This is a genomic window from Pseudomonas sp. RC4D1, assembly GCF_018390395.1.
GTDB lineage: Bacteria > Pseudomonadota > Gammaproteobacteria > Pseudomonadales > Pseudomonadaceae > Aquipseudomonas > Aquipseudomonas danubii.
Genome location: NZ_JAHBAW010000001.1, coordinates 2,399,274 through 2,424,791, shown reverse-complemented (window position 1 = coordinate 2,424,791; position 25,518 = coordinate 2,399,274). Strand labels below are relative to the sequence as shown.

The following is a 25,518-nucleotide window of genomic DNA, read 5'->3' as shown; positions in this document are numbered from 1 at the left end:
GTGCCAAGCCGAACTGTCATGAGTATCCCGCGCCAAACGAATGACTCAGCTCAAGGCCTGACACCCATGCCAAAACCCGCTGACCGTATTCCACCCATGCCGCGTATCCATGCTGTCGACCCCAGGGAGTCGGAACAAAGCTGGGAAAGCGCACCGCAGTTGCTCGCCGCTCTCAATGGCGCGCGGCTGGGAGCCTGGTATTGGGATATTGAAAGCGGGCAGATCAGCTGGTCCCGGGGCACCCAGGCACTGTTTGGCTTCGATCCACGCCAACCCCTGCCGGAAAACCTCGAATACCTCGATCTGCTCCCCATTGAAGACCGGGCCAGAACCGTGCGGGCTTTTCATTCGGTGCTGGCGGGAGCGCCCCTGGAACACGCGATGCACCACCGCATTCGCTGGCCCGATGGCAGCCTGCACTGGCTGGAGATCAACGGCAGCGTGCTACCGGACAAGCATGGCAAGCCCCGAATGATCGGGGTGATCCGCGAGATCACTCACCAACGCCAGCGGGAGGAAGCCCTCAGCAGCTCGGAAAAACGTTTCGCCACCCTGTTTCACCTGTGCCCCAACATGGTGCTGCTGACCCGCCTGGAAGATGGCCTGATCAGCGAGGCCAACCAATACTTCGAAAGCCAGTTCGGCTGGCCCGCCGAACATGTGATAGGCCGTACTACCCTGGAGATCGGCCTGTGGGTTAATCCCGAACAGCGCGCCCAACTGATCAAGGCCGTGCAGAAAAAGGGCCAGGCCGCCAGCCTCGAAGTCCAGTTCCGCGCCAGCAACGGCCAGATCCACGACGGCATTCTCAGCGCGCAGAAAATCGAACTGGAAGGCAAGCCCTACCTGCTCAGCACCTTTCTCGATACCAGCGAACGCAAAAGAGCCGAACAAGCCCTCAAAGACAGCCAGGAACGCCTCGACCTGGCCCTGGATTCGGCGCAACTGGGCACCTGGGATTGGCACATTCCCAGCGGCATGCTCTATGGCTCGGCCCGGGCCGCACAATTGCACGGCCTGGAGCCAGCGCCCTTCCATGAATCCTTCGAAGCCTTTTTCGAGGGCGTCCCCACTGAAGAACGCGACAGCATGCGCGATGCCTATCGCAGCCTGCGGGAAGGCCCGGCGGGCAACTACCAGCTGACTTACCGGGTGCAACTGGCGGACGGCAGCTCGCGCTACCTGGAAAGCCGCGCTCGCCTCTATCGCGACGAGCAGGGCAATCCACTGCGCATGGCCGGAACGCTGCTGGACATCACCGAACAGGTGGAACGCGAACAGCGCCTGATCACTTCGGAAGAGAAGTTCGCCAGCCTGTTCCAGGTCAGCCCGGACCCCATCTGCCTGACCCTGCTGGAAACCGGCCAGTTCATCGAGATCAATTCAAGCTTCACCCAGACCTTCGGCTGGACCCCGGAAGATGTGATCAACCGCAGCGCCGAGCAGATCGGCTTCTGGGCAGATCCCGCCCCGCGTCTGCGGCGGATCGAACAGGTGATTCGCGAACAGGCGCTGAACAACGTGGCAGTGGTGGTCAACCACAAGAACGGCCAGGCACTGACCTGCATCATTTCCAGCCGCCTGATCACCGTCGACAAGCAGCCGTGCATCGTCACCACGCTGCGGGATATCACCCAGCAACAGCGTTCCGAGGCCGCGCTCAAGGCCAGCGAAGAGAAATTCGCCAAGGCCTTCCACTCCAGTCCTGACGCCATCACCATCACCGAGCGCGACACCGGCCGCTACCTGGAGGTCAACGACGGCTTCTGCCGCCTGACCGGCTACCACACCGATGAAGTGCTCGGCCGCACCATGTACCAGGTCGGCATCTGGGCCGAAGAAGCCCAGCTCGCCACACTGCTGGCGGAGCTTAGGCTCAAGGGCCGGGTGCATCACCTGGAAATGCTCGGGCGTAACAAGCGCGGGGAAATCCTCACCCTAGAGGTCTCGGTGGAGCCGATCATCCTCAATGAAACACCGTGCCTGCTGCTGACGGCCCGGGACGTCAGCCTGCTGAAGAATGCCCAGGCGCAGATCCGCCACCTGGCCTACCACGATCCTTTGACCAACCTGCCCAACCGCGCCCTGCTGATGGACCGCCTGAGCCAGCAGATCGCTCTGCTCAAGCGCCACAACCTGCGGGGCGCCCTGCTGTTCCTCGACCTGGACCACTTCAAGCACATCAACGACTCCCTGGGGCACCCGGTGGGCGATACCGTACTGAAGATCATCACCGCCAGACTGGAAGCCAGCGTGCGCATGGAGGACACCGTCGCGCGCCTGGGCGGCGATGAATTCGTGGTGCTGCTCAGCGGCCTGGAAGGCTCGCGCAATGAGGTCAGTGAACAAGTGCGGCAACTGGCCGGGACCCTGCGCGAGCTGCTCTCGGAACCGATGTTCCTCGACGGCCAGCGCCTGCAGGTCACCCCCAGCATCGGCGTGGCGCTGATTCCCGATCACGGCTCGACCCCCACCGACCTGCTCAAGCGCGCCGACATTGCCCTTTACCGCGCCAAGGACTCCGGGCGCAACACCACGCAGATGTACCACAACACCATGCAGAAGGCCGCCAGCGAACGCCTGCGCATGGAAACCGACCTGCGCCTGGCCCTGTCCCGCGGCGAATTCAGCGTGCACTACCAGCCACAGGTGGATGCCCGCGACAACCGCATCGTCGGCGCCGAGGCCCTGGTGCGTTGGCAGCACCCGGAGCTGGGGGCGCAATCACCGACGGAGTTCATCAAGGTGCTGGAGGACAGCGGACTGATCCTTGAAGTGGGCACCTGGATTCTCGATGAAGCCTGCCTGGCCTTCAGCCAACTGATCGAGCAAGGCCTGGTGGACCCGCACCACTTCAGCCTATGCGTCAACATCAGCCCTCGGCAATTTCGCCAGAACGACTTCGTCGAACGAATCGAACACAGCCTGACTGCCTATGCCCTGCCCTCATCATTGCTGAAGCTGGAGATCACCGAAGGCATCGTGATCCAGAACCTGGATGACACCATCAACAAGATGCGTCGACTGAAAAAACTTGGGGTCAGTTTTGCCATGGACGACTTCGGCACCGGCTACTCCTCCCTGACGTACCTAAAACGCCTGCCGGTGGACACCCTGAAGATAGACCAGTCATTTGTCCGCGATGCCACCCACGACCCCAACGATGCGGAAATCATCCGGGCCATCGTCGCCATGGCCCGCAGCCTGAACCTGAAGGTCATCGCCGAAGGCGTGGAAACCCCACAGCAACTGGAATTCCTCCAGGGGCTGGAATGCCATCTGTACCAGGGCTACCTGCACAGCCAGCCACTACCCCTGAGCGAATTCAAGAAGCTGCTGAAATGACAGGCACGAAAAAGGGCGCCACCAGGGCGCCCTTTTTTTACAGCGGTCTTAGTGTTGCAGAGCCGGCTGCTGCGCACCGTTGATCGGGATGCGCTTTGGCTTCGCCTCTTCCGGTACAACCCGCAGCAGGTCAATGTTCAGCAGACCGTTGCTCAGGGCCGCGGCCTTGACCTCGATATGGTCGGCCAGGCGGAAGGACAGCTTGAATGCACGCTGGGCAATGCCCTGGTGCAGGTAGGTGACACTTTCATTGGCGTCGCGCTTGCCACCGCTCACGGTCAACACACCTTTCTCCACTTGCAGTTCCAGATCTTCATCCTGGAAGCCGGCAGCGGCGATAACGATGCGGTATTGGTCGTCGGCGTGTTTTTCAACGTTGTAGGGTGGATAGCTGCTGCTCGGTTCGTTGCGCAATGCCGATTCAAACAGGTCGTTGAAACGGTCGAAGCCAACAGAGGAACGGAACAGTGGAGCCAGGGAAAATGCAGTACTCATGGGTCTATCTCCTGATTTTTCAGCGAGTGGTTATCTCCGCGACCCGAATTCGGCGTCGCGTACCCAAGAGATAGGGACCGCTCCTGACATTTCAAGAGGCTTTTTTTGAATTTTTTACGCCGCTTCGCTGCGGGGCATGCCCAGCAGCCGCCCCACCTGATCCAGATCGGTTTCCCGACGCAGAGCGGTAAACAGCTCAACCGCCTCCGGATAGTTGCGGGTCAGCATGGCCAGCCATTGCTTCAAACGCCCCGGGGCTGAACGGGGGGTCAGTTGCACCACCACCTGGGCCCAGAAGTCCTGAAGCATGGGCTGCAGATCGGCCCAGGACATTTCCACCACCTCCTCCCCTGCGCGAGCGGCGGCGATCTGCCGGGCCAGGTCCGGACGCGAGACCAGCCCACGACCGAGCATGATGTCCTCCACGCCACTGATCTCCCGACAGCGCCGCCAATCCTCGACGCTCCAGATATCGCCGTTGGCGAACACCGGCACCTTGACCACATCCTGCACCCGAGGAATCCACTCCCAATGAGCGGGCGGCTTGTAGCCATCGACCTTGGTCCGTGCGTGAACCACGATATGTTCCGCGCCGCCCTCGGCCAGCGCCGTAGCGCACACCAGCGAACCGTCCGGACTATCGAAGCCCAGGCGCATTTTTGCCGTGACCGGGATATGCGCAGGCACCGCTCGCCGCACATGCTCGACAATCTGATTCAGCAGTTCGGGCTCCTTAAGCAGCACCGCCCCACCCCGGGACTTGTTGACGGTCTTGGCTGGACAGCCAAAATTCAGGTCGATCACCTCGCTGCCAAGCTCGCAGGCCAGCGCGGCATTTTCAGCCAGGCACACCGGATCGGACCCCAGCAACTGCACGCGCAATGGCACGCCGGCAGCGGTATGCGCGCCTTGCAGCAACTCGGGAGCGAGCTTGTGGAAATAGGCAGGCGTCAGTAGACGGTCATTGACGCGAATGAACTCGGTGACACACCAGTCGATCCCGCCAACACGAGTCAACACATCCCGCAGGATGTTGTCGACCAACCCCTCCATGGGCGCCAGGGCAATTTGCATGAAACACACTCAACGAAAAATCAGGCGAAAAAACGTCCGCCAGTTTACTGGGTTTCACCCGATAACAGGAATTTTGTAGGAACGGCCGAGCGGCGTTGTGCTTAGCGAAAAATGGGCTCTCGGGCCTGACAGCGCCCTTGAACACGCCTTCGCTGGCAAGACGGTATCCACACAGGAGCCAAGGTAATCACGAGCCCTGCAGGGCTGGGCCGTAGCCCTCAAGGAATTCGGCGGGCATACGCTTGGGCTTGCCGCTGGACAGCTCGATGCAGACAAAAGTGGTCTGGGCCCGCAACAAGGTACTGCCATCGCTCGGACGGACCAGCTGGAAACGTCGAGTCATCTTCAGGCGCTGATCCCAATCGACGATCCAGGTGGCCAGTTGCAGCTCATCGCCTTCATAAGCCGCGGTCAGATAGTCGATCTCGTGCCGCACCACGGCCATCGCCCGATCCAGGCGACGATACTCGGCCAGATCCAGCCCCAGACGTTGCGAGTGACGCCAGGCGCAACGCTCCAGCCAGGTCACGTAGACCGCATTATTGGCGTGCCCCAAGCCATCGATATCCTCGGCCACCACCTGCAGATCGATAACGAATGGCGTTGCCAGATCCCAACTCATGCCCAACTCCCGGTCAGATTTTTTGACCGGGCCAGTGTAGCGGATGCTCAGGCAGATTGGCGCGCCTGCAGATGGCGTCCGGTGACCAGAGTGATCACAGCGTCGATCACTCGGGGATCGGCCAACACTCGCTGATGACCACCTTCACTCAAGCGCAGCAAGCGACTGTCGAACCAGGCCTGGTGGATCAACTCCGACTCCTTGACCGGTACAAATCGATCATCTTCGGCATGAATGATCAGGCCAGGCATCTCCAACTGATACTGAGCCACGTCCAGAGTCGCGGCACGCATCCCTACATCCTTCTCCACTTGACGGATAAAGGCCGAGCGCGCCCTGGGCGGCAAGCGCATGTAGCGGGCAAAACCTCGCAACACGCCAAGAATCCGAGCCGGCGCGGCGATACTGACCAGGGTTTCGGTGCGCAGTCCCAACTGCACAGCGAGCATTGCGCTGGCACCGCCCATGGAGTGACCAATCACTGCGCGCAAGGGGGGCAATTCCGCTGCTGCCTCCAACATCGCCCGGGCAAAGAGCACCACATTGGCCTCCTCCCCTGGAGAGCGGCCGTGGGCGGGACCGTCCAGCGCCACTGCGGTATAGCCAGCCGCCACCAGCGCCTCGATCAGGCTGGCAAATTGAGTGGGTCGCCCTTCCCAGCCATGCATCAGCAACACTGTCGGCCCCTGCCCCCAACGCAAGGCAGAGAGGCCAAAGCGCAAGGTCAGACGCTCAGCATGCTCCAGCAGGGGCAGCTCCCACTCTCGGGGCGGCAGCTCACGGGGAGTCATGAACAACTGGCGCATCCGATTCGCCGCCCACTGAGGAGCCACCCAGCCCAGAGTGCCATTGACACCACGAATCCAGCTCAATCCGCTCATCGCCCAACACCTCGCAACCGAACTTCAGGTCATAGAACCGCCGACTTGGCGGCACGCAGTAGACGATCGGACAATTCACCCGGCCCCAGAGCTCGCGCCAGGGACAGCCCACCAACCATCAACGCCATATCCGCCAACGCCTTGTCCGTGTCCTCGGGGCTTGCGGCCAACTGCGCGACCATCAGCTCCATATGCTCGTTCAAAGCCTTGCGAAAACTCTCTGGAAGCCGCCCCAGCTCACCCACCGATGCCGGAATCGGACAGGCCTGCTCAGTGGAGTCGCGGTGCTTGCGCGACAGATAGAACGCTGCCGTCAGCGCCCTTCGCTCCTCACCACTCAAGCCTGCGTCCATCTCGTCGAGCAAGCCACGTCGGTGGGCGAGCAGTTGGGTGAACGCCTCAAGCATCAGCGCATCCTTGCTCTCGAAGTGCGCATAGAAGCCCCCCACCGTCAGCCCGGCAGCCCCCATCACCTCACCCACACTCGGTTCGGCCGGGCCTCGCTGGATCAGCGCCGAACTGGCAGCCTGGAGAATACGTTCGCGGGTTTGAGCTTTTTTATCGTTCATCGTTGCCTCCGAATATTACGGATAAAATATTATTCTCATAATAATTTTCCGCAAGTCGTCAGTGTGACCGCCGGTCAGAAGTGCAGGCTGAGGAAGAGGGTAAAAGTTGGCCGGACGCCAGAAAAACAAAAGGGCCATTCAATAATTGAATGACCCTTAAAAATCCCGCATAGCGGGTAAACGTGGCGTCCCCTAGGGGACTCGAACCCCTGTTACCGCCGTGAAAGGGCGGTGTCCTAGGCCACTAGACGAAGGGGACACATACCCTTCTAACAGTTGATCAGTGCTGAGTTCTGATCGATTCAAGACCCGTGTGGCCAGGCCTTGAACTGTAAATTGGTGGAGCTAGACGGGATCGAACCGTCGACCTCTTGCATGCCATGCAAGCGCTCTCCCAGCTGAGCTATAGCCCCGGATTTTCGCCTCGCGGCGCAGCGATATCTTGCAACATCACTTGTGTAAAACTGGCGTCCCCTAGGGGACTCGAACCCCTGTTACCGCCGTGAAAGGGCGGTGTCCTAGGCCACTAGACGAAGGGGACGCAAACCCTTCTATACAACTGATCAGTGCTGAGTACTGATCAATTCAAGGCCGGTGTGGCCAGACCTTGAACTGCAAATTTGGTGGAGCTAGACGGGATCGAACCGTCGACCTCTTGCATGCCATGCAAGCGCTCTCCCAGCTGAGCTATAGCCCCGGATTTTCGCCTCGCGGCGCAGCGATATCTTGCAACATCACTTGTGTAAAACTGGCGTCCCCTAGGGGACTCGAACCCCTGTTACCGCCGTGAAAGGGCGGTGTCCTAGGCCACTAGACGAAGGGGACGCAAACCCTTCTATACAACTGATCAGTGCTGAGTACTGATCGATTCAAGGCCGGTGTGGCCAGACCTTGAACTGCAAATTTGGTGGAGCTAGACGGGATCGAACCGTCGACCTCTTGCATGCCATGCAAGCGCTCTCCCAGCTGAGCTATAGCCCCTCGTCGGTGAGGACGGGGCGAATCTTAAGGGGCGATCGGAAGGCTGTCAATTTTTTTTCCGTATTTTGAAAAAAAATTTGCCGGGATAACAACCACTTACCGCCCTGCCCCAAAAACCCTGGCTTTTTCAGCCTTAGCGGCCCGTGCCAACTCCCATAAACGGGGGGCCGCGAGCCGCCTGGAACCCACTTGGCCAGCGACCAATCGACCTGGCGCCTGAGAATCAAGCGTAGTCGAAAAGCCCGTAGCGCCTTGTAGCTCCCCTGCTGCGAAGCGCCGTCAGCCGATGGCGCCCAGCAATTTTTCCCACTCCTTGTTCTCTTTCTTCGACACGCCACCGAGCAGGTCGATGGCCTGGCGCAGACGGAAACGAGTAAGGTCAGGCCCCAGGATCTCCATGGCATCGAGCACCGACACCGAGCTGGCCTGGCCAGTGATCGCAGCGAACATCAGCGGCATGGCGTCACGCAGTTTCAGCTCCAGGGATTCAACCACTGCCTGAATGGTCGCGGTGATGCTGTCTTTCTCCCACTGGCGCAGGCTCTCGAGCTTCCACAGGATCAACTGCATCACTTGCCGCACCTGATCGCCAGAAAGCTTCTTGGATTCGAACAACTTGGCGTCCGGGGTCACGCCACCGGCAAAGAAGAAGCCGGCCAACGGTGCGATCTGGCTGAAGGTCTCAACCCGGCCTTGCACATGGGGCGCGATCTTCATCAGGTATTCAGGATTCAGCGCCCAGGTCTGCACGCGACTGGCGAACTCTTCCACCGGCAGGTCACGCAACCACTGACCGTTGAGCCAGGACAGTTTCTCGATATCGAAGATCGGCCCACCCAGGGATACCCGCGACAGGTCAAAGTTATCGACCATTTCCTGCAACGAGAACTTCTCGCGCTCGTCCGGCATCGACCAGCCCATGCGCCCCAGATAATTGAGCATGGCTTCCGGCATGAAGCCCATGCGCTCATAAAAGGTCACAGAGGTCGGATTCTTGCGCTTGGACAGCTTGCTCTTGTCCGGATTGCGCAGCAGCGGCATGTAGCAAAGCTGAGGCTGCTCCCAACCGAAGTACTCGTAGAGCAGAATCAGCTTCGGTGCCGAAGGCAGCCACTCTTCACCGCGCAGCACATGGGTGATGCCCATCAGGTGGTCATCGACCACGTTGGCCAGGAAGTAGGTCGGCAGGCCATCGGTCTTCATCAGGACCTGCATGTCCATGCGATCCCACGGAATTTCGACATCGCCACGCAGCAGATCAGGCACCACACAGACGCCTTCGGTCGGCACCTTCATACGAATCACATGGGGCTCACCGGCCGCCAGACGCCGGGCCACTTCTTCCTTGGACAGCAGCAAGGCGCGGCCGTCATAACGCGGCGTCTCGCCACGAGCCATCTGCTCGGCGCGCATCTGGTCCAGCTCTTCGGCCGTGCAGAAGCATGGGAACGCGTGTCCCAGGTCCACCAATTGCTGAGCATATTTCTGATAGATATCGCCGCGCTCGCTCTGGCGATAAGGACCATGGGGACCGCCCACATCCGGCCCTTCGCTCCAGTTGATGCCCAACCAGCGCAAGGCATCGAAAATCTGCTGCTCGGACTCGCGGGTCGAACGCAACTGATCGGTGTCTTCGATACGCAGGATGAACTCACCGCCATGCTGCTTGGCAAAGCAATAGTTGAACAAAGCGATGTAAGCGGTACCTACGTGGGGGTCCCCGGTAGGCGATGGCGCGATGCGCGTGCGGACGGTGGTCATGGCATATCTCGAAAAGATAGAAAAACGAGGAATAAAACAGGGGGCGAATGGTAACAGGCGACCCCGGCCCGGCTCCAGTAAGGAGGGCATTTAAGCCAAGGTTGCGGCTGTGCGCCCTGGGATTTGACCTGTTCGGGCTCGCGAGCCTCTCTTCCGGAGTGCTCAACCCGGACCTCGCCGGGCCGCAGCGCAATCAGATCCAGATCATCCGCGCCCTGAGGCAGCCGCTGATCATGACCCACAACGACGTCTTCCAGGTTGTCGGCATCGCCCAAGGAGGAGAAGCCCACTGACCCACGAAATGCCTGCAGCAGTTGCCTTGCCAGCGAAGCCCCCCCCCTCGAGCACCGCACAGGACTTGAGCCCCTCTTCGCCGGCCAGCCGGCTCCGAGGGATCGAACGCCGTTAGACGGTCAGCAAGCGCTCGCGCAGCTTGGTGATTTCGTCGCGCATCTGCGCCGCCGCCTCGAACTCCAGGTCCCGGGCCAGTTGGTACATTTTTTCTTCGAGCTGGCGAATGCGCTTGGTGATTTCGCTGGGCGAACGCAGTTCGTTTTCGTAACGGGCACTTTCTTCGGCGGCCTTGGCCATGCCCTTGCGCTTCTTGCTGCGCGAGCCCGGCACGGTGGCGCCTTCCATGATGTCGGCGACATCCTTGAACACCCCTTTGGGGGTGATGCCGTTGGCCAGGTTGAAGGCAATCTGCTTGTCACGCCGCCGTTCGGTCTCGCCAATCGCCCGCTCCATGGAGCCGGTGATGCGGTCGGCATAGAGAATCGCCCGGCCATTGAGGTTACGCGCGGCGCGACCGATGGTCTGGATCAGCGAACGCTCGGAACGCAGGAAGCCTTCCTTGTCGGCATCGAGAATCGCCACCAGCGACACTTCCGGCATGTCCAGGCCTTCACGCAGCAGGTTGATCCCCACCAGCACATCGAAGGTGCCCAGGCGCAGGTCGCGAATGATTTCCACACGCTCCACGGTGTCGATGTCCGAGTGCAGATAACGCACGCGCACGCCGTGGTCGGCCAGGTAGTCGGTCAAGTCCTCAGCCATGCGCTTGGTCAGGGTGGTGACCAGCACTCGTTCTTCCACCGCCACGCGCTTGGTGATTTCCGACAACAGGTCATCCACCTGGGTCAGGGCCGGGCGTACTTCCACCTGGGGGTCCACCAGGCCGGTGGGACGCACCACCTGCTCCACAATGCGCCCGGCGTGCTCAGCCTCATAGTTGCCCGGGGTAGCAGAGACGAAGATGGTCTGCGGGCTGACGCCTTCCCACTCGTCAAAACGCATCGGCCGGTTGTCCAGCGCCGATGGCAGGCGAAAACCATATTCCACCAGAGTCTCCTTGCGCGAACGGTCGCCCTTATACATGGCGCCTACCTGAGGCACGCTGACGTGGGATTCGTCGATCACCAACAGCGCATCCGCCGGCAGGTAGTCGTACAAGGTGGGTGGCGCGGCGCCAGCGGGACGGCCGGAGAGGTAGCGCGAGTAGTTCTCGATGCCGTTGCAATAGCCCAGCTCGAGGATCATCTCCAGATCGAAACGGGTGCGTTGTTCCAGACGTTGGGCTTCCACCAGTTTGTTGTTGGAGCGCAGGTATTCCAGGCGTTCCTGCAGTTCCACCTTGATCCCCTCGATAGCGTCCAGCAGGGTTTCCCGTGGGGTCACGTAGTGGCTCTTGGGGTAGAAGGTGAAACGCGGCAGCTTGCGGATCACTTCGCCGGTCAACGGGTCGAAAGCGCTGATGCTTTCCACTTCGTCGTCGAACAGCTCGATGCGGATCGCTTCCAGGTCGGATTCCGCCGGATAAATGTCGATCACGTCGCCACGCACACGGAAGGTGGCGCGAGCGAAGTCCATATCGTTGCGGGTGTATTGCAGGTCCGCCAGGCGCCGCAGCAAGGCACGCTGGTCGAGCTTGTCGCCGCGGTCCACGTGCAGAACCATTTTCAGGTAGGTTTCCGGGCTGCCCAGACCATAGATGCAAGACACCGTGGTCACGATGATCGCGTCCTTGCGCTCCAGCAGCGCCTTGGTCGCCGACAGGCGCATCTGCTCGATATGGTCGTTGATCGAGGCATCCTTCTCGATAAAGGTATCCGAGGAAGGCACATAGGCTTCGGGCTGGTAGTAGTCGTAATAGGAAACGAAGTACTCCACCGCGTTGTTCGGGAAGAAGGCCTTGAATTCGCCATACAACTGGGCCGCCAGGGTCTTGTTCGGCGCCAGCACCAGGGTTGGGCGCTGCACCTGGGCGATCACGTTGGCAATGCTGAAAGTCTTGCCCGAACCGGTCACACCGAGCAGGGTCTGGTGCGCCAGCCCCGCCTCGATGCCTTCGACCAGCAGGCGGATGGCTTCCGGCTGGTCGCCGGCGGGCTGGAAGCGGGTGACTAGCTGGAATTCGGACATAACCTACCTCTGGGATCATTCGTGCGCGGCCATACCGTACAGGAACGAGAAAGACCGCGTACGACCCATGTCGCCGGGGAAAAAACGGGAATGTGCTAGATGTGGAGCCAAATACTACGGCTTTCAAGGGAAAGGCCTGACACCCGCTAACACCCAGGATGTTGCAATAAGACTAACGGTCGAAAAATAAAGCGAAAAACTTGCTGCAAAAGGTCAATCGACTGTCGCCCACCGCGATGATGGCCTCTATACTAGCTCCCCGTTTGTGCACCGCTCTAGTGCATTCGGCTGGAGCGCGACACGTCCCTCCACACTCCATTCAGAGCCGCCGTAAAAATGAGCCTGTTCTCCGCTGTCGAAATGGCACCACGCGATCCAATCCTGGGCCTCAACGAAGCATTCAACGCCGACACCCGAACCAACAAGGTCAACCTTGGGGTGGGCGTGTACTGCAACGAGGAGGGACGCATTCCACTCCTGCGCGCCGTTGTCGAAGCCGAGACAATTCGCGCCGCTCAACACGCTTCCCGTGGTTACCTGCCGATCGACGGCATTGCCGCCTATGACCAAGCGGTACAGAAACTGCTGTTCGGCAACGACTCGCCCCTGCTGGCCGCTGGCCGCGTGGTCACCACCCAGGCCGTTGGCGGTACTGGTGCACTGAAGATCGGCGCCGACTTCCTCAAGCAACTGCTGCCCAACGCTGTGGTTGCCATCAGTGATCCAAGCTGGGAAAACCACCGCGCACTGTTCGAAACCGCTGGTTTTCCGGTGCGGAACTACCGCTACTACGACGCCGCCACCCACGACGTAAACCGTGCCGGCCTGCTGGAAGACCTCAACGCCCTGCCGGCCCAATCGATCGTGGTGCTGCATGCCTGCTGCCACAACCCGACCGGTGTCGACCTGACTCCGCAGGACTGGAAAAACGTCCTGGAAGTGGTCAAGGCGAAAAACCTCGTGCCATTCCTCGACATGGCCTACCAGGGCTTTGGCGACGGCATCGACGAAGACGCCGCCGCAGTGCGCCTGTTCGCCGAGTCGGGCCTGACCTTCTTCGTGTCCAGCTCGTTCTCCAAGTCGTTCTCGCTGTACGGCGAGCGCGTTGGCGCTCTGTCCATCGTCAGCAGCTCGAAGGAAGAAAGCGCTCGCGTGCTGTCCCAGGTCAAGCGCGTGATCCGCACCAACTACTCCAACCCGCCAACCCATGGCGCAACCATCGTTGCCGCGGTGCTGAACAACCCGGAACTGCGCGCCCAGTGGGAGCAGGAACTGGCGGAAATGCGCCTGCGCATTCGCGGCATGCGCACCCAGATGGTCGACTTGCTGGCCAAAGGCGCCCCTGAGCACGACTTCAGTTTTGTCGGCCGCCAGTGCGGCATGTTCTCCTACTCCGGCCTGACCGTTGAGCAAGTGACCCGCCTGCGCAATGAATTCGGCATCTACGCCCTGGACACCGGCCGCATCTGCGTGGCCGCACTGAACCAGAACAACATCGACGTGGTGACCAAGGCCATCCTCCAGGTGATCTGATTCACGGCCGTCGCGCAAAAAGGGGAAGCCAGGGTGCTTCCCCTTTTTTGTGCGCGCTCAGCTAATACCCAGTCCAGCCCCTGCATCCTCTAGACTGAGGCCACGCCTCCCTTGCCGATCGAGAATCCAGATGAAAAACGATGACCTGCGGGCCGACCGCGACGAACTGGAGCACTACTTGCCCCGCTCGCAGAAACGCGAAAAGAGCCTGGTACTGCAAATAGCCCTCGGCGTGTTCCTCGGTGGTCTGGCCCTGTGGCTGGTGCAACTGGCAGCCACATCGCTGATGGCCAAGCTGATGCTGGGCACCCTGACCTTCGGCGGCTGAACCGACTCAACCCGCCAGTTCACGCATTCGCTGACTGGCGGCATCATCAAAGGCCACGTACAACGCCTCAGCGACCTGGCTCTTGATGGCCTTGGCACTCTCCAGCCCCAGGACAAAACCTTCGGCCTTGCCCGCCGCGCGGTTCAGATCCGCCGCTGCCGCTGCCTGGGTAATGGCATCCCACAACTTGTCGGCCTGAGGCCCGACTCCCTTGGGCAGGTTGATCTGCTCGATGCTCATGACAGCACCTCGCATCGCGATGCAAAAAAATGAGTGGGAACCTGGGATAAATCGAAGCGCATCATAAAAACGTACCTTTGCGGCTTGAGGCCGGCAGCGCGTGAAACCACTTCCGGGGAGCCATGGTAGCCCCTATCGGATCACGTACAGGCCCGCTAGCCGATAAAACCCTTGAAGTAATGTCAGCAGATCATTCAGAACCTCGCTGCACTGAAAAAAACATTCACAGCTTGTTGACTTCCCTTTCTGAATCAGTAAGATACGGCGCATTCCGCGATAGCTCAGTTGGTAGAGCAAGTGACTGTTAATCACTGGGTCCCTGGTTCGAGTCCAGGTCGTGGAGCCATATTCCTACACTGATTTGCCTCAAACACAGCAAGAGCGCCCTGCTCTTTTGGCAAATCAGCAGAAAAAAACCAATATCAGTTTCATGATCCGCATGTCAGCCAGACATGCGGATAAAGTGCTTTGCGAGCCGAATGACTCAGGCAAAGGTCTGGTTGCCTTGCCGCAATGGCCTGACGTAGGCTGTGCGCCTATTTTTCCGGCCAGTCAGACAACGATGTTCCTGCCAGCACAGTCCCCGTGCCTCTCCCCCTCGATGAGCCCTTCGGCAACCCTGGCCGTTGCCCAGCATGATTGCGCGATCAACCGTCGCCGCCGCAGCGTCCTGTTCGCCTTCACCTTCTCCCCGCACCAAGGCAGTCGCTAACCGCGATTGAGCCTGGCACCGCCCCGCCACCTTTGGCGCCGATGCAGAGGCTGGCTCGCCAGCGAAGACGTCTCGAAGTGCAACGCACCATTCAATGACCGCTTCGCCAGCAGCCGGCCCCTATGCCGAGGGCACAGGCCCGGCTCTCGCCCGTATCTCGGCGGATGCTGTCACGCGGCGTCCGCAACATCTCCATTTTTCAGCGCCTGACGCTTCAGGCGCGAGTCTTGATCATGAACAAAGCCTTGTTAGCTGCCTTGATCCTGGGCATTTCCATTGTCGGCCTGAGCATCGGCTCCACAGTGCCGATCCTTGCCCTGCGCCTGTACCAGGCCGGCGCGTCGAACAATCAGATTGGCATCATGTCAGCCCTGCCTGCGGCGGGCATGATGCTTTCGGCATTCCTGGTCAATGCCTTGTGCCAGCGCCTGACCCGGCGCCAGATCTATCTGCTGTGTTTCAGCCTCTGCGCCCTGAGCGTGGCAGCCCTGGAACTGCCGGACGCCAGCCTCTTCAGCCTGGGATTGGCCCGGGTCACCATGGGGCTTGGGGCCGGGCTGATCATCATTCTCGGGGAAACCTGGGTCAATGAAATGGCCGAAGACGCCAGCCGTGGCCGCTTGGTGGCGGTCTACACCACCTGTTTCACCTTCTTCCAACTGCTGGGCCCTGGCCTGGTATCACTGCTGGGCACCGAGGGGCCGCTCGTACTCGCCATTGTCAGCCTCGGTTATGCCGTGGCGATCGCCGTGGTCTGGCTGACTCTGCCCCAGGAAGACTCCCCAAGTCCTCACGAGGAAAGCCGGACCTTCTCGGTGCTGGGCTTTATCCGCATCGCCCCGGCGTTGTGTGTGGGCATATTGTTCTTCGCCTTCTTCGACAGCGTCGTGCTGTCGCTGTTTCCGGTGTACGCGGCCACTCATGGCTACAGCATCAAACTGGCGGCACTGATGGTGACCATCATTCTCCTGGGAGATACGGCGTTCCAGTTCCCCCTGGGCTGGCTCTCGGACAAGCTGGGGCGCCCGGGGATCTACCTCGGCTGCGGCATCATCGCTCTGCTGATCGGTCTGTGCCTGCCACTGTTGATGCAATCCCCCAGTCTGCTCTGGCCGAGCCTGGTCATCCTCGGTGCGGCGGCGGGCGGCATCTACACCCTAGCGATCGTGCTGATCGGGCAATCCTTCAGCGGAGCGGATCTGGTGACCGCCAATGCCAGCGCCGGTCTGCTCTGGGGCATCGGCAGCCTGCTGGGACCACTGCTCAGTGGCGCCGCCATGAGCGGCGGCAGCTATGGCTTGCCCCTGACCCTGTCGGCGGCCGCCGCCGTGGTGGTGGTAATGGCTCTGTCCCTGGTGCGCCAGGGGCAGTTCAGCAAGGTCACGGAGTAACTCACGCTTCACAAAGAGGCGGCCTGGAAACATTCACAGGCCGCCTCTTTGTCATTACCATCGCGCCATCCGAATCCCCTGATGAAAACTGTGCAATGAACCGACCTCTGCGCCTCCTGTCCCTGTGGGGGCTGCTGTCTCTGTTACCGCTACAGGCCCTGGCCGCCTCCACGGTGGATTGCGCCACCCTGAGCGACAACGCTTCCCTGGAAGCCGGCGAGTACCGGCCGCCCCTGGAAGCCAAGGTCATAGGCCAAGGACGGTTGCACTTTCACAGTGGGCCGAATGCCGCCTGCGTGAACCAGAAGCTCTATGTGATTCCGGGCGACGGCCTGACCGTGTACGCCTCCAGCGACAGCGGCTGGGCCCAAGTCATGTACATCGCCAAAAACGGTGAGGACTACAGTGGCTGGGTCGAGGAAAAACGCCTGCAACTGGGCGGTCACTACGGCGGCCCACAGCTGCCGGCCGAGGTCACGGCCTTTATCCAGCGTCACGAAGATTGCCAGCACTTTGCCGGCGAGGAGGCGTATGACGAGGAGCGTCGGGCCGAATTGGAGAAAGCCGTTAACGACGTCTGTATTGGCCATGATCGCCAGCTCGCAACCTTGCGCGGGCAGTACAAGGACAACCCCGAGGCCCTGCAAGCCCTGGAGCCCTTGAACAACCTCGAATAATGACTCACCCATAAAAAACGGCGCCTTCAGGGCGCCGTTTTTTTATGTCGCAGTGATTGCACTCAGTGCGTGGTTTGCGCACTGCCTCGAGCATGGCTCGGTGCCGAGCCGTCCCCAAGCGGATTCGACGACTGCCCCGAAACCTCAGCTACCAGCGGCACTTCATTGCCTTCGGCATCGTGCAGCTTGCCACCGCTGAAGTAGTCCCCCTCACGCAGTACGGCAATGTCCTGGAAACGGAGGCTGCGCTCGGTGCCAGCGACGAACACCGACTGCTGGTCCGAGTTGCCTGCGGTGAAATGGTTGAACGCCAGGTTCAGCAGGATCGCCATGATCGCCGACGAGCTGATGCCCGAGTGGAAGATCGTCGCGAACCAGCTGGGGAAGTGATCGTAGAAGCTCGGCGCAGCGATCGGGATCATGCCGAAGCCGATGGAGGTCGCGACGATGATCAGGTTCATGTTGTTGCGGTAGTCGACCTTGGACAGGGTACGAATGCCACTGGCCGCCACGGTGCCAAACAGCACGATACCGGCACCGCCCAGCACCGAGGTGGGCACCGCCGCAATCACCCGCCCCATGAAGGGCAGCAAGCCAAGGACTACCAGAAACACGCCGCCGGTAGCCACTACAAAACGGCTCTTGATCCCGGTGACTGCCACCAGCCCGACGTTCTGGGCAAAAGCACTCTGAGTGAAGGAACCGAAGATCGGCGCGATCATGCTCGACAGCATATCGGCACGCAGCCCATCCCCCAGGCGCTTGGAGTCGACCTTGGTGTGGATGATTTCACCCACCGCGAGGATGTCCGCCGAGGTTTCCACCAGGGTCACCATGACCACGATGCACATCGACAGGATCGCTGCGACATGGAAAGTCGGCATCCCGAAGTGGAACGGCGTGGGCAGGCCAAACATCGGCCCCTGAGTGACGCCGGAAAAATCCGCCATGCCCAGGAACACCGCGATCACCGTACCGATGACCATGGCAAGGAGAATCGACAGCCGGGAAATCGCCGCGCTGCCGATCTTGCTCAGTAGCAGCACCAGCACCAGGGTGAGGGCCGCCAGACCGATGTTCGACATGCTGCCAAAATCCGCCGCCCGGCTGTTACCGCCCATGGCCCAGCGCGCCGCCACAGGCATCAGCGTCAAGCCGATGGTGGTGATGACAATGCCGGTGACCAGCGGGGGAAAGAACTTGGTAATGCGAGAGAACACCGGCGTAATCAGCAGGCCGATCAGCGAAGCTGCAATCACCGCCCCCAGAATTGACTGGAAGCCGCCCTCGCCGCTGCTGGTGACAATCGCCACCATGGTCGATACGCCCGCAAAGGACACCCCTTGAACCAACGGCAGCTTGCAGCCGAAAAACGGCACGCCGAGCGTTTGCAGCAAGGTTGCCAGCCCCCCTGCAAACAACGAAGCGGCGATCAGCAGGCCGATCTCCGCTGGCGACAGACCGGCCGCCTGGCCGACGATCAGTGGCACCGCAACGATACCGCCATACATGGTCAGAACGTGTTGCAGGCCATAAGCCATATTCGCGGCAATACCCAAATTTTCATCTTCGGGACGTTGCTGTGAAACCTGGGGCGTATTCATGGTGTGGGGTTCCCTGTTTTTGTTATGCGCACACTGTATGCAACAACAAAGACAACTGTCCATAGGATTGTATACAGTTTATCGGTCAATCTTCGGGCACTTCCCCCTGCTGATTCACCGATAAAAAGCCCCGCCCAGGTCGTACGGATCACCCTTTTCCAGCCTGAATGCCCGCCCCAGAGCCACTGCCCCACATCGGGCCGACAGGACCTGTGCAGCAAGCCGACATCCTCGGCCCCAACCCCACCCGCTGAAACACAACGCAAAAAAAGGCCGATCCATTGGCTGGATCGGCCCTTGCTGCACACAAAAAGACCAATCAGTTGGCCGGTACGCGGATCTTGTACACATTGGGGGCGACACGAATCCACTGATCGCTGACCAGCGGATAGACCCGGGTCCGCGCCGACAAACGCAACAGCTGCGAGTTGATGTTGGCCAGGGTCTTCACGTTGCCGTCACGCTGATAGCTGAGCATGTTGTCGCGCACATTGATGATGGTGTTCCAGGTGTCCTTGTTATTGATGATGTACTGGGCATTGGTTTCGAATTGCTCACCCGGATCATCATTGCGGCCGTTCGGACCGAGAAACAGGTTCCAGGGCATCCAGGTGTAGAAGCCATGGAAGGTGTCCCAACCCAGGGGCCGTGGCGGCACGCCCGCATTGGCCCGCACCACGCCCCGACCGATCTCCTCGAGCAACGTCTTGGCCTGGTCATAATCCGCCGCCACCGGCGCAGTGACGTTGACTCGATTGTCCTGGCCATAGCTGAGGAAACGTGCGCCAAAGCCGTCCCAGAAACCCTTCAGCTCCTTCAAGTGCCCACGCTGCACCACGGACATGTAGAAATCCCGCAATTGGTTGTAGGCAATGATGTGGTGTCGACTCACCGGCACCGTGAACGCCGGCCCGACTCCGGACGTCTTGAGATCGGCACTGTAGTTGTCGGACGGTGGATAGGGCGACCCGGCCCGGGCGTCCATGCTCAGGTTGTAGTTGCCGTCGGGGTTGGGGACCGCGAAGCTGCTGGTGGAACACAGGCTGACCACTGCCAGCAGTGCAGCGAACAGCCCCTGCCTGAAACGCCTCAGCGGTGTTGCGGTACTGCCGGACACCGTGGATCGATGTATTTTCTGCATGATTCTCTCCATAGAAAATTGCCGGTTTGCCGGTGGATTCTATGGAGCGCCAGCTTGGGATTTTAATCGGGAAGTGCTTCCGTATTCGGCTCCCGCTCCCGGTGCGACAGGTGGTGATCAGGCCTCCAGCAAGCGCTCGAGCACTCGCGACAGCTCGGGATGCTCCGGCAGACGCAAGGCAAACTCGTCCTGCAACAACTGCATCAGCTCCCCCGCATTAGTGATCTGCCGCCGCTCGCTGGGCTGCCCCACGCGATGCAAAGCGTAGCTGCCGTTGTTCAGGGTTCGGCGCACCCCCGGCCCTATCAGCGCCACCTTCAACTGACCGAGGAAAGGCGAGTCACGGTGAGTCGAGACGTACCAGTTGCCCATTTCGTAGTCCACATCGCCCTGTATCTGCAGATCAAAGACGTACAGGGCCCGCCACTCATCCATGACCTTGGCGCGCAGGGTGTAGCTACCGTCTCGCTCGGTAATGCGATAGGGCTCGTGGGGTGTTGCCTGTTCTGCTTCGGTATCGAGCAGCAAGGGCGCAGTGGGCACCATGCCGCCGAAGCCGACATCGGCGATGTAGCGCTGCCCGTCTAGGTGCAACAGCGTCAACCTGTGACTGCGCGCGGTGAGCGCATCCTCCGGCCCTCCCATGACCACCCGCCCGGTAATGCCACGCGCCTCATAGCCCAGATGCTGCAACAGCACCAGGAACGTCTGATTGAGTTCATAGCAATAGCCACCGCGCCCCTCTTGCAGAATCTTGCGTTCCACCGTGCCCAGGTCGATGGGCACCGGCAGGCGCAACAAGGTAGAAAGGCTTTCGAAGGCAAACTCGCAGACATGTCCCCATTGCAGTTCTCGCAGGGTTTCCAGGGTCGGCGGTGGCGCGCTGTGGTAACCCAGTCGGCGCAAATAGAGGTCAATGTTCATCAGGTGCGGCTGGCTCATGCACAAATCCTTGAAATGAGTGTCGCGCAGGGCTCCGGAGACTCTTGTGCCGATCCGCTTGTTCAGCACCGGTCCCTGCCAGGTCAACGATAGGTATAAGCCAGAAACGGGGCATTCCAACAATCGATTCGGCTGATATTTTTTATCGCATTGGCCCGGGATTGGCTCTTGCCAAGAGCTGACGGTGATTCTGTAGTAGCCACCGCCCTAGCGGCCTCGCCCAGGCGCGGCGAGCGTCCTGCCTGTGGCTCAAAAATCATTCGGCACGGGCCTTCTACCGGGCCCAGGGATATGACGCCGCAGGCACCACCCCCTATGAGCTTGGTGGCAATACCTACGCCAATCAGATCTTCTGCAAAGCCTGACAATGACTCAACGGTCGGAGCGCTGCAGCAGATCCTCAGCGCTCTCCACCGCCAGGGCCATCACCCGATTGCGCCCCGTGGCCTTGGCCTGATACAGCGCTGCATCCGCCCGTTCAATGAAGACTTCGATGCTGTCGCGCCCCGTAGGAACGAAGGAGTAACAGCCCAGACTGATGGTCACGCGTCCCACTGGAGAACCGGAATGGCTGATGTTGCGCTCCATGACGCTCTGGCGAATCTGCTCGGCCATGGCCAGGGCACCGTGGATATCGGTATCGGGTAGCAGCACCGCGAACTCTTCCCCGCCATAACGCACGGCCAGGTCGGTCTTGCGATGACAACACCCTTTCAGGGCCTGGGCCACCTCTGCCAGACAATGATCGCCGGCCACATGGCCGTAGGTATCGTTGTAACGCTTGAAGTAATCGATGTCGGCAATGATCAGGCTCAGCGGCGTGCTCTGCCGCGCCCCGCGACCGAACTCGATCTCCAGGGAGCGCTCGAACAGCCGCCGATTGCCCAAACCGGTCAGGCTGTCATGGGTGGCAATCACCTCCAACGCCTCCTGGGCCTTGCGCAGATCGGTTTCGATCCGCTCGTTGTTGCGCACCTGGCTCACAAACACCCAGCCGAACAGCCCCACTCCCAGCAGCACCAGGGCAACGATGGCCGTGGATTGATAGGCCGAGGCGTACCAGCCCTTGAGAATCGAGTCCTTGGAGTTGGCCGCCGCCACCACCAGCGGATACGCCTGCAACTGGCGATAGCCATACAAGCGCGTCACCCCATCCACGATCGAGGTGATCATGGCGTTGCCGGAGGTGGCCTCAGGCAGGTACTTGCTGAAAATCTCGCCACGGGACAGGGAGGCCCCCACTTGCCGCTCCTCGAATGGCCGCCGCGCGATCAGGGTGCCATCGGACAGGGCGAGAAACATCACGCCCTGCTCATCGATATTGAAGCTTTTGAAGAATTGATCGAAGTAAGCCAGCTTGATGCCGGCCATCAGCACGCCCTGGAAGTTCCCGTTCTGGTCATTGATCCGCCGCGAAATGGGAATGATCCACTCGCCGTTGGCGCGACTGCGAATCGCCGGACTGATATGGGCCTGCAGCGAAGCGTTCTGCTGGTGGAACCTGAAGTAGTCACGATCTGCCACGTCCTTGCCATGAGGCGAATCGTTAAAGGAACTGACCACCCACTGGCCTTGCTTGTCATAGAGAAACACTCCGCTGAGTTGCACCAGGGCCTGTACCCGTCGAGCAAAGATCTGTTGCAGGCGCAGCCGCTGCACGGGGCCCTCGCCGATGGCCTGGATCCACTCGGACAGGCTCATCAGCACCAGGTCGGCCTCCATGAAGGTGTCCTCCGCCTGCTGGGCAATGGCCCGAGTCAGGTTGGTGGAGTTGACCTCTGCCTGCGCCAGGTCATGGCGCCAGGACTGCTCTAGCTGGAGGTAAAGCAAACCGCACAGGCACAGGAACACCGTGGCGATAAAGGCCACCGCGGCCTTGAGCAGCGGCAAGCGTTTCAAGGTGCCACCCGGGGCGTGTTGAGCGTCGTAAATGGGGACAGGCAAAAGGGGCGTCCTGACGGGAAAAGCCTGAACTACGCGGCAGATCCCTGATTGTTTTCGAGACCGGTTCACTGACCAGCATCCTGTAAAACATCGGCTCCATGGCGTTCAAACACAGGCCAGGGGCCGCTCGCAACCGCATCCGATCTAGCCCCTTGCAGGGGTTATCGGCCGCAGAGGACGATGCCTAAAGCGCGGATCGTCGGCTGGAACAATATTCGACGATGACCTGAGTCAGTGTCGCCACAACGGCCGGGTCCGCGTCGGACGCAGTAAACAGCCGGAACTGGGCCTGAGGCAACTCCGGCAAACCGTATTCCGCCCCCAGTGCACACAGCCCTGCTCCCAACTGACTGACCGCCATGGGCGCCACGGCGAAGCCCGACAGCACTGCGGCACGCAAGGCCCCATTGCTGCTGCAGAGCATGGCCGTACGCTGAGCGATGCCGGCTTTGGCCAACAGCCCCAGGGCCACCGCCCGATAAGGACAAGGCTCAGGAAACAGCGCCAGGGGCAAAGGCTCGGGCAAGGGTGCCACTGATTGTGGCAGCCCGGCCCAGACCAGAGGTTCGGACCAGAGCAACTGGCCTGGCGCTGCTGTTTCGCACAAGGACCCCACCACCAGCTGCAAACTGCCCTGAGCCAGAAGATCCAGGAGGGTACCGGGGATGCTCACCTGCACATCGAGCTGGATACCCGGGAACTGCCCGGCAAAATCCAGAAGCGCACGCAACAGACGGGGCTCGGCAAAATCCTCCGCCAATCCAATCCCCACACGCCCATGGAACGGCACCCGGGTCAACTCGGTCCAGGCGTCGCGATTCAACGCCAGAATGGCTCGGGCGTAGGCCATCAGCCGCTCGCCATCGGCTGTCAGTTGCTGTGAGCGGGTGGTGCGTTGCAGCAACGGCTTGCCGACCTGCTGTTCCAGGCGCCGCAGATGGCCGCTGACCGCCGACTGGGTCAAGTGCAGTTTTTGTGCTGCACGACTGAACCCCTGTTCATCGACAACAGCGACAAAGGTACGGAGCAGCAAGGCATCGAACATATTTCATATCGCCATTAATAAGCCTTAGATCGACAATTTATATTTATAAATAAGCTATGTTGCAATAGCGGTCATCCCTGTCCACCAAGAGATTCGTTCATGACCCGGCTCCTGCACATCCAATGCTCGCCTCGCTTACGTCGCTCCGCCTCCCTGGAAATCGCCCGCAGTTTTATCCAGCGCTATCAACAACAGGTTCCCGACACTCAAGTCAGCACCCTGGACCTTTGGAGCCTGGAACTGCCGGAGCTCGATCAGACTGCAATGGACGCCAAGTACGCCCGACTCGGTGGCCAGCCGTTGAACGCTGGCGAACAAAGCGCCTGGGACCGACTCCAGGAACTCGCCGTGCCCCTGCATCAGGCCGACCTGTTGGTGCTCTCCGTGCCGCTGTGGAATTTCAGCATTCCCTACAAGCTCAAGCATTTCATTGACCTGGTATCGCACCAGGGAATCCTCTTCAGCTTCGACCCCGAGCACGGGCTGCAGGGCCTGTTGCGCGAAAAGACAGCGGTGGTGAGCTACGCCCGCGGCCTGGATTTTTCAGCCCAGTCGAACACTCCGGCCCAAGCGTTCGATTTCCAGAAACCCTACATCGAGGCCTGGCTGAACTTCATCGGCATTGCCGACCAGCACTCGCTGGTGGTGGAGAAAACCATTCTCGGGCCAGACATCGACCAGGCCTCCCGGCAAGCGACCGCGCGCCAGGCACACGGCCTGGCCGAGCAACTGGCAGCGCGCCGCCCCTAGTACTCGAAAAAGACCGGTGGAGCGACTGACAGTTTCCGCCGGTCTGCTCTGGTCCTTCCTCAACCCCCTGCTCATGCTGCTGGTATACACCTTCGTTTTCAGCGTGGTGTTCAAGGTGCGCTGGGACACCGGCAGCGACTCGAAAAGCCAATTCGCCTTGCTGGTATTCACCGGCATGATGGTCTTCAACCTGTTTTCAGAATGCATCAGCCGTGCTCCGGGCCTGATCCCGAGCAACGCCAACTACGTGAAGAAAGTCGTGTTCCCCCTGGACCTCCTGCCCGGCGTGATACTCGGGGCCGTGCTGTTCCATACCCTGGTGAGTTTCATCGTCTGGCTGATCTTTCATCTACTGGTCTTCGGCCTGCCACCGTTCACCACCTTGCTGTTTCCCCTGGTACTGCTGGGGCGTCGTCCCCGATATCAGCCTATGGCTGGGCCAACTGGTGGGTGCCAGCACTGTGGCTTTTCTCGGACATGCGTGGTTCGAGAAGAGCCGCCAGGGGTTTGCCGATGTGCTCTGATCCTGTGATCAAGACCCTGGGCCTGGGCAAGTGCTATCAGATCTACGACCAGCCTCGGGATCGCTTGCTGCAATTGCTGCTACCTCGCGGTAAACAGCGCTATCGCGAGTTCTGGACATTGAAAGAGGTCTCACTGGAGATTCGCAAGGGCGAAGCCCTGGGCCTGCCGGTGGTCAGCACCGACTTTGGCGAAATGAGTGTTCACCGTCACACACCGGGAGTTTTTCTCAGCGATACCGCCGCGGACATTCCCCAAGTGATGCGCCAAGCCCTGGCGTTCAGCGAGCCACTGGCGAATACCCTGCAGTTCCGCGAGGCCAACTCTTGGACGAAACGTTTCGAGGTTGCCCCTGCCGACCCAACCAACCAACCAACCAACCAACGTCGAAGCCATTTCCGGCGCCTGCAGCCGCTCACGCCCGTTGTTCGTCGAATGGCATAAACATCGAGGCATGATCCGCTTCTATGGCAAGTTCTTTCGTGATGATTATCCGAAGGTTCTTTCCTGGTGCATTTGCGCGGGGGTATGGCTGAGGTT

Annotated in this window: 22 protein-coding genes, 7 tRNA genes and 1 pseudogene; 11 read left to right on the top strand and 19 right to left on the bottom strand. The window is 60.4% G+C overall.

Annotated elements, in window-relative coordinates:
• The first annotated feature begins 66 nt into the window (after positions 1-66).
• On the top strand, positions 67-3,345 hold the full coding sequence (locus tag KHO49_RS11155) for an EAL domain-containing protein (RefSeq protein ID WP_213665017.1): 3,279 nt from the start codon (positions 67-69) through the stop codon (positions 3,343-3,345).
• Between the two features lie 48 nt (positions 3,346-3,393).
• Here KHO49_RS11155 and KHO49_RS11150 read toward each other — a convergent pair whose 3' ends face one another.
• The 12 genes from KHO49_RS11150 to gltX all read right to left on the bottom strand — a co-directional run bounded on the left by KHO49_RS11150 (position 3,394) and on the right by gltX (position 9,728).
• Positions 3,394-3,840 (bottom strand): Hsp20 family protein, encoded by a 447-nt coding sequence (locus KHO49_RS11150; protein WP_102882511.1) that lies wholly within the window; start codon positions 3,838-3,840, stop codon positions 3,394-3,396.
• Between the two features lie 114 nt (positions 3,841-3,954).
• Complete coding sequence (locus KHO49_RS11145; protein WP_102863678.1) at positions 3,955-4,914, bottom strand: tRNA dihydrouridine synthase; 960 nt, start codon at positions 4,912-4,914, stop codon at positions 3,955-3,957.
• A gap of 187 nt (positions 4,915-5,101) precedes the next feature.
• Positions 5,102-5,536, bottom strand: a complete 435-nt coding sequence (locus tag KHO49_RS11140; RefSeq protein WP_213665016.1) for an acyl-CoA thioesterase — start codon at positions 5,534-5,536, stop codon at positions 5,102-5,104.
• Positions 5,537-5,583: 47 nt separating this feature from the next.
• Positions 5,584-6,417, bottom strand: a complete 834-nt coding sequence (locus KHO49_RS11135; protein ID WP_123392594.1) for an alpha/beta fold hydrolase — start codon at positions 6,415-6,417, stop codon at positions 5,584-5,586.
• Positions 6,418-6,446: 29 nt separating this feature from the next.
• Complete coding sequence (locus KHO49_RS11130; protein WP_102882513.1) at positions 6,447-6,986, bottom strand: TetR/AcrR family transcriptional regulator; 540 nt, start codon at positions 6,984-6,986, stop codon at positions 6,447-6,449.
• A gap of 183 nt (positions 6,987-7,169) precedes the next feature.
• Positions 7,170-7,245, bottom strand: a tRNA-Glu gene (locus tag KHO49_RS11125).
• Between the two features lie 78 nt (positions 7,246-7,323).
• A tRNA-Ala gene (locus tag KHO49_RS11120) sits at positions 7,324-7,399 on the bottom strand.
• 52 nt (positions 7,400-7,451) lie between these two features.
• Positions 7,452-7,527 (bottom strand) — tRNA-Glu (locus KHO49_RS11115).
• An 80-nt stretch (positions 7,528-7,607) separates the two neighbouring features.
• Positions 7,608-7,683 (bottom strand) — tRNA-Ala (locus tag KHO49_RS11110).
• Between the two features lie 52 nt (positions 7,684-7,735).
• Positions 7,736-7,811, bottom strand: a tRNA-Glu gene (locus KHO49_RS11105).
• 80 nt (positions 7,812-7,891) lie between these two features.
• Positions 7,892-7,967: transfer RNA gene (locus KHO49_RS11100), tRNA-Ala, on the bottom strand.
• Between the two features lie 279 nt (positions 7,968-8,246).
• Positions 8,247-9,728: a glutamate--tRNA ligase gene (gltX, locus tag KHO49_RS11095; RefSeq protein WP_102882514.1), complete on the bottom strand. Its 1,482-nt coding sequence runs from the start codon at positions 9,726-9,728 to the stop codon at positions 8,247-8,249.
• 47 nt (positions 9,729-9,775) lie between these two features.
• Here gltX and KHO49_RS31510 point away from each other — a divergent pair, with 47 nt between their 5' ends.
• Positions 9,776-10,021 (top strand): hypothetical protein, encoded by a 246-nt coding sequence (locus KHO49_RS31510; protein WP_146036707.1) that lies wholly within the window; start codon positions 9,776-9,778, stop codon positions 10,019-10,021.
• 112 nt (positions 10,022-10,133) lie between these two features.
• On the opposite strand, the gene uvrB is transcribed toward KHO49_RS31510, so the two are convergent.
• Positions 10,134-12,149: an excinuclease ABC subunit UvrB gene (gene uvrB / locus KHO49_RS11085; protein WP_102863684.1), complete on the bottom strand. Its 2,016-nt coding sequence runs from the start codon at positions 12,147-12,149 to the stop codon at positions 10,134-10,136.
• 336 nt (positions 12,150-12,485) lie between these two features.
• On the opposite strand from uvrB, the gene KHO49_RS11080 reads away from it, so the two are divergent.
• The gene (locus KHO49_RS11080; RefSeq protein ID WP_102863685.1) at positions 12,486-13,682 is read left to right on the top strand and encodes an amino acid aminotransferase; all 1,197 of its coding nucleotides are present in this window, start codon (positions 12,486-12,488) and stop codon (positions 13,680-13,682) included.
• A 130-nt stretch (positions 13,683-13,812) separates the two neighbouring features.
• The gene (locus KHO49_RS11075) at positions 13,813-14,010 is read left to right on the top strand and encodes a hypothetical protein (RefSeq protein ID WP_011060362.1); all 198 of its coding nucleotides are present in this window, start codon (positions 13,813-13,815) and stop codon (positions 14,008-14,010) included.
• A 6-nt stretch (positions 14,011-14,016) separates the two neighbouring features.
• Here KHO49_RS11075 and KHO49_RS11070 read toward each other — a convergent pair whose 3' ends face one another.
• On the bottom strand, positions 14,017-14,250 hold the full coding sequence (locus tag KHO49_RS11070) for a hypothetical protein (protein WP_102863689.1): 234 nt from the start codon (positions 14,248-14,250) through the stop codon (positions 14,017-14,019).
• Between the two features lie 270 nt (positions 14,251-14,520).
• Here KHO49_RS11070 and KHO49_RS11065 point away from each other — a divergent pair.
• The 4 genes from KHO49_RS11065 (at position 14,521) to KHO49_RS11050 (ending at position 17,030) form a co-directional block, all read left to right on the top strand.
• Positions 14,521-14,596, top strand: a tRNA-Asn gene (locus KHO49_RS11065).
• Positions 14,588-14,962 (top strand): hypothetical protein, encoded by a 375-nt coding sequence (locus KHO49_RS11060; protein WP_146232949.1) that lies wholly within the window; start codon positions 14,588-14,590, stop codon positions 14,960-14,962. The genes KHO49_RS11065 and KHO49_RS11060 overlap by 9 nt, the downstream gene beginning before the upstream one ends.
• A gap of 233 nt (positions 14,963-15,195) precedes the next feature.
• The gene (locus KHO49_RS11055) at positions 15,196-16,353 is read left to right on the top strand and encodes an MFS transporter (RefSeq protein WP_110652618.1); all 1,158 of its coding nucleotides are present in this window, start codon (positions 15,196-15,198) and stop codon (positions 16,351-16,353) included.
• A 95-nt stretch (positions 16,354-16,448) separates the two neighbouring features.
• On the top strand, positions 16,449-17,030 hold the full coding sequence (locus tag KHO49_RS11050; protein WP_213665015.1) for an SH3 domain-containing protein: 582 nt from the start codon (positions 16,449-16,451) through the stop codon (positions 17,028-17,030).
• 62 nt (positions 17,031-17,092) lie between these two features.
• Here KHO49_RS11050 and KHO49_RS11045 read toward each other — a convergent pair whose 3' ends face one another.
• The 5 genes from KHO49_RS11045 to KHO49_RS11025 form a co-directional block, all read right to left on the bottom strand.
• A complete protein-coding gene (locus KHO49_RS11045; protein WP_102863693.1) occupies positions 17,093-18,634 on the bottom strand; it encodes a nucleobase:cation symporter-2 family protein in 1,542 nt (513 codons plus the stop codon).
• Between the two features lie 319 nt (positions 18,635-18,953).
• Positions 18,954-19,775, bottom strand: coding sequence for a hypothetical protein (locus KHO49_RS11040; protein WP_170002237.1), 822 nt, complete (start codon positions 19,773-19,775; stop codon positions 18,954-18,956).
• Positions 19,776-19,892: 117 nt separating this feature from the next.
• Positions 19,893-20,717 (bottom strand): arylamine N-acetyltransferase family protein, encoded by an 825-nt coding sequence (locus KHO49_RS11035; RefSeq protein ID WP_213665014.1) that lies wholly within the window; start codon positions 20,715-20,717, stop codon positions 19,893-19,895.
• A 372-nt stretch (positions 20,718-21,089) separates the two neighbouring features.
• Positions 21,090-22,661 carry a sensor domain-containing diguanylate cyclase gene (locus KHO49_RS11030; protein WP_102863697.1) on the bottom strand — a complete coding sequence of 524 codons (1,572 nt, stop codon included), beginning with the start codon at positions 22,659-22,661 and terminating at the stop codon, positions 21,090-21,092.
• A 184-nt stretch (positions 22,662-22,845) separates the two neighbouring features.
• Positions 22,846-23,706 (bottom strand): LysR family transcriptional regulator, encoded by an 861-nt coding sequence (locus tag KHO49_RS11025; RefSeq protein WP_213665013.1) that lies wholly within the window; start codon positions 23,704-23,706, stop codon positions 22,846-22,848.
• Between the two features lie 99 nt (positions 23,707-23,805).
• Here KHO49_RS11025 and KHO49_RS11020 point away from each other — a divergent pair, with 99 nt between their 5' ends.
• The 3 genes and pseudogenes from KHO49_RS11020 (at position 23,806) to KHO49_RS31025 (ending at position 25,422) form a co-directional block, all read left to right on the top strand.
• Positions 23,806-24,456 carry an FMN-dependent NADH-azoreductase gene (locus KHO49_RS11020; RefSeq protein ID WP_213665012.1) on the top strand — a complete coding sequence of 217 codons (651 nt, stop codon included), beginning with the start codon at positions 23,806-23,808 and terminating at the stop codon, positions 24,454-24,456.
• Between the two features lie 16 nt (positions 24,457-24,472).
• Positions 24,473-24,862, top strand: a pseudogene (locus KHO49_RS11015) (ABC transporter permease); the annotation flags it as partial.
• Between the two features lie 107 nt (positions 24,863-24,969).
• Complete coding sequence (locus tag KHO49_RS31025) at positions 24,970-25,422, top strand: P-loop NTPase family protein (RefSeq protein ID WP_249735503.1); 453 nt, start codon at positions 24,970-24,972, stop codon at positions 25,420-25,422.
• Positions 25,423-25,518: the final 96 nt, after the last annotated feature.

Excerpts from the sequence above, each read along its gene's own strand:
- KHO49_RS11040 (WP_170002237.1), bottom strand. The coding sequence starts at position 19,775 with ATGCAGAAAATACATCGATCCACGGTGTCCGGCAGTACCGCAACACCG.
- KHO49_RS31025 (WP_249735503.1), top strand. The coding sequence starts at position 24,970 with ATGTGCTCTGATCCTGTGATCAAGACCCTGGGCCTGGGCAAGTGCTAT.
- KHO49_RS11155 (WP_213665017.1), top strand. The coding sequence starts at position 67 with ATGCCAAAACCCGCTGACCGTATTCCACCCATGCCGCGTATCCATGCT.
- KHO49_RS11025 (WP_213665013.1), bottom strand. The coding sequence starts at position 23,706 with ATGTTCGATGCCTTGCTGCTCCGTACCTTTGTCGCTGTTGTCGATGAA.
- KHO49_RS11070 (WP_102863689.1), bottom strand. The coding sequence starts at position 14,250 with ATGAGCATCGAGCAGATCAACCTGCCCAAGGGAGTCGGGCCTCAGGCC.
- KHO49_RS11150 (WP_102882511.1), bottom strand. The coding sequence starts at position 3,840 with ATGAGTACTGCATTTTCCCTGGCTCCACTGTTCCGTTCCTCTGTTGGC.
- KHO49_RS11055 (WP_110652618.1), top strand. The coding sequence starts at position 15,196 with ATGAACAAAGCCTTGTTAGCTGCCTTGATCCTGGGCATTTCCATTGTC.
- KHO49_RS11075 (WP_011060362.1), top strand. The coding sequence starts at position 13,813 with ATGAAAAACGATGACCTGCGGGCCGACCGCGACGAACTGGAGCACTAC.
- KHO49_RS11080 (WP_102863685.1), top strand. The coding sequence starts at position 12,486 with ATGAGCCTGTTCTCCGCTGTCGAAATGGCACCACGCGATCCAATCCTG.
- KHO49_RS11135 (WP_123392594.1), bottom strand. The coding sequence starts at position 6,417 with ATGAGCGGATTGAGCTGGATTCGTGGTGTCAATGGCACTCTGGGCTGG.
- KHO49_RS11130 (WP_102882513.1), bottom strand. The coding sequence starts at position 6,986 with ATGAACGATAAAAAAGCTCAAACCCGCGAACGTATTCTCCAGGCTGCC.
- KHO49_RS11035 (WP_213665014.1), bottom strand. The coding sequence starts at position 20,717 with ATGAGCCAGCCGCACCTGATGAACATTGACCTCTATTTGCGCCGACTG.
- uvrB (WP_102863684.1), bottom strand. The coding sequence starts at position 12,149 with ATGTCCGAATTCCAGCTAGTCACCCGCTTCCAGCCCGCCGGCGACCAG.
- KHO49_RS11020 (WP_213665012.1), top strand. The coding sequence starts at position 23,806 with ATGACCCGGCTCCTGCACATCCAATGCTCGCCTCGCTTACGTCGCTCC.
- KHO49_RS11045 (WP_102863693.1), bottom strand. The coding sequence starts at position 18,634 with ATGAATACGCCCCAGGTTTCACAGCAACGTCCCGAAGATGAAAATTTG.
- KHO49_RS11140 (WP_213665016.1), bottom strand. The coding sequence starts at position 5,536 with ATGAGTTGGGATCTGGCAACGCCATTCGTTATCGATCTGCAGGTGGTG.
- gltX (WP_102882514.1), bottom strand. The coding sequence starts at position 9,728 with ATGACCACCGTCCGCACGCGCATCGCGCCATCGCCTACCGGGGACCCC.
- KHO49_RS11145 (WP_102863678.1), bottom strand. The coding sequence starts at position 4,914 with ATGCAAATTGCCCTGGCGCCCATGGAGGGGTTGGTCGACAACATCCTG.
- KHO49_RS11050 (WP_213665015.1), top strand. The coding sequence starts at position 16,449 with ATGAACCGACCTCTGCGCCTCCTGTCCCTGTGGGGGCTGCTGTCTCTG.
- KHO49_RS31510 (WP_146036707.1), top strand. The coding sequence starts at position 9,776 with ATGGTAACAGGCGACCCCGGCCCGGCTCCAGTAAGGAGGGCATTTAAG.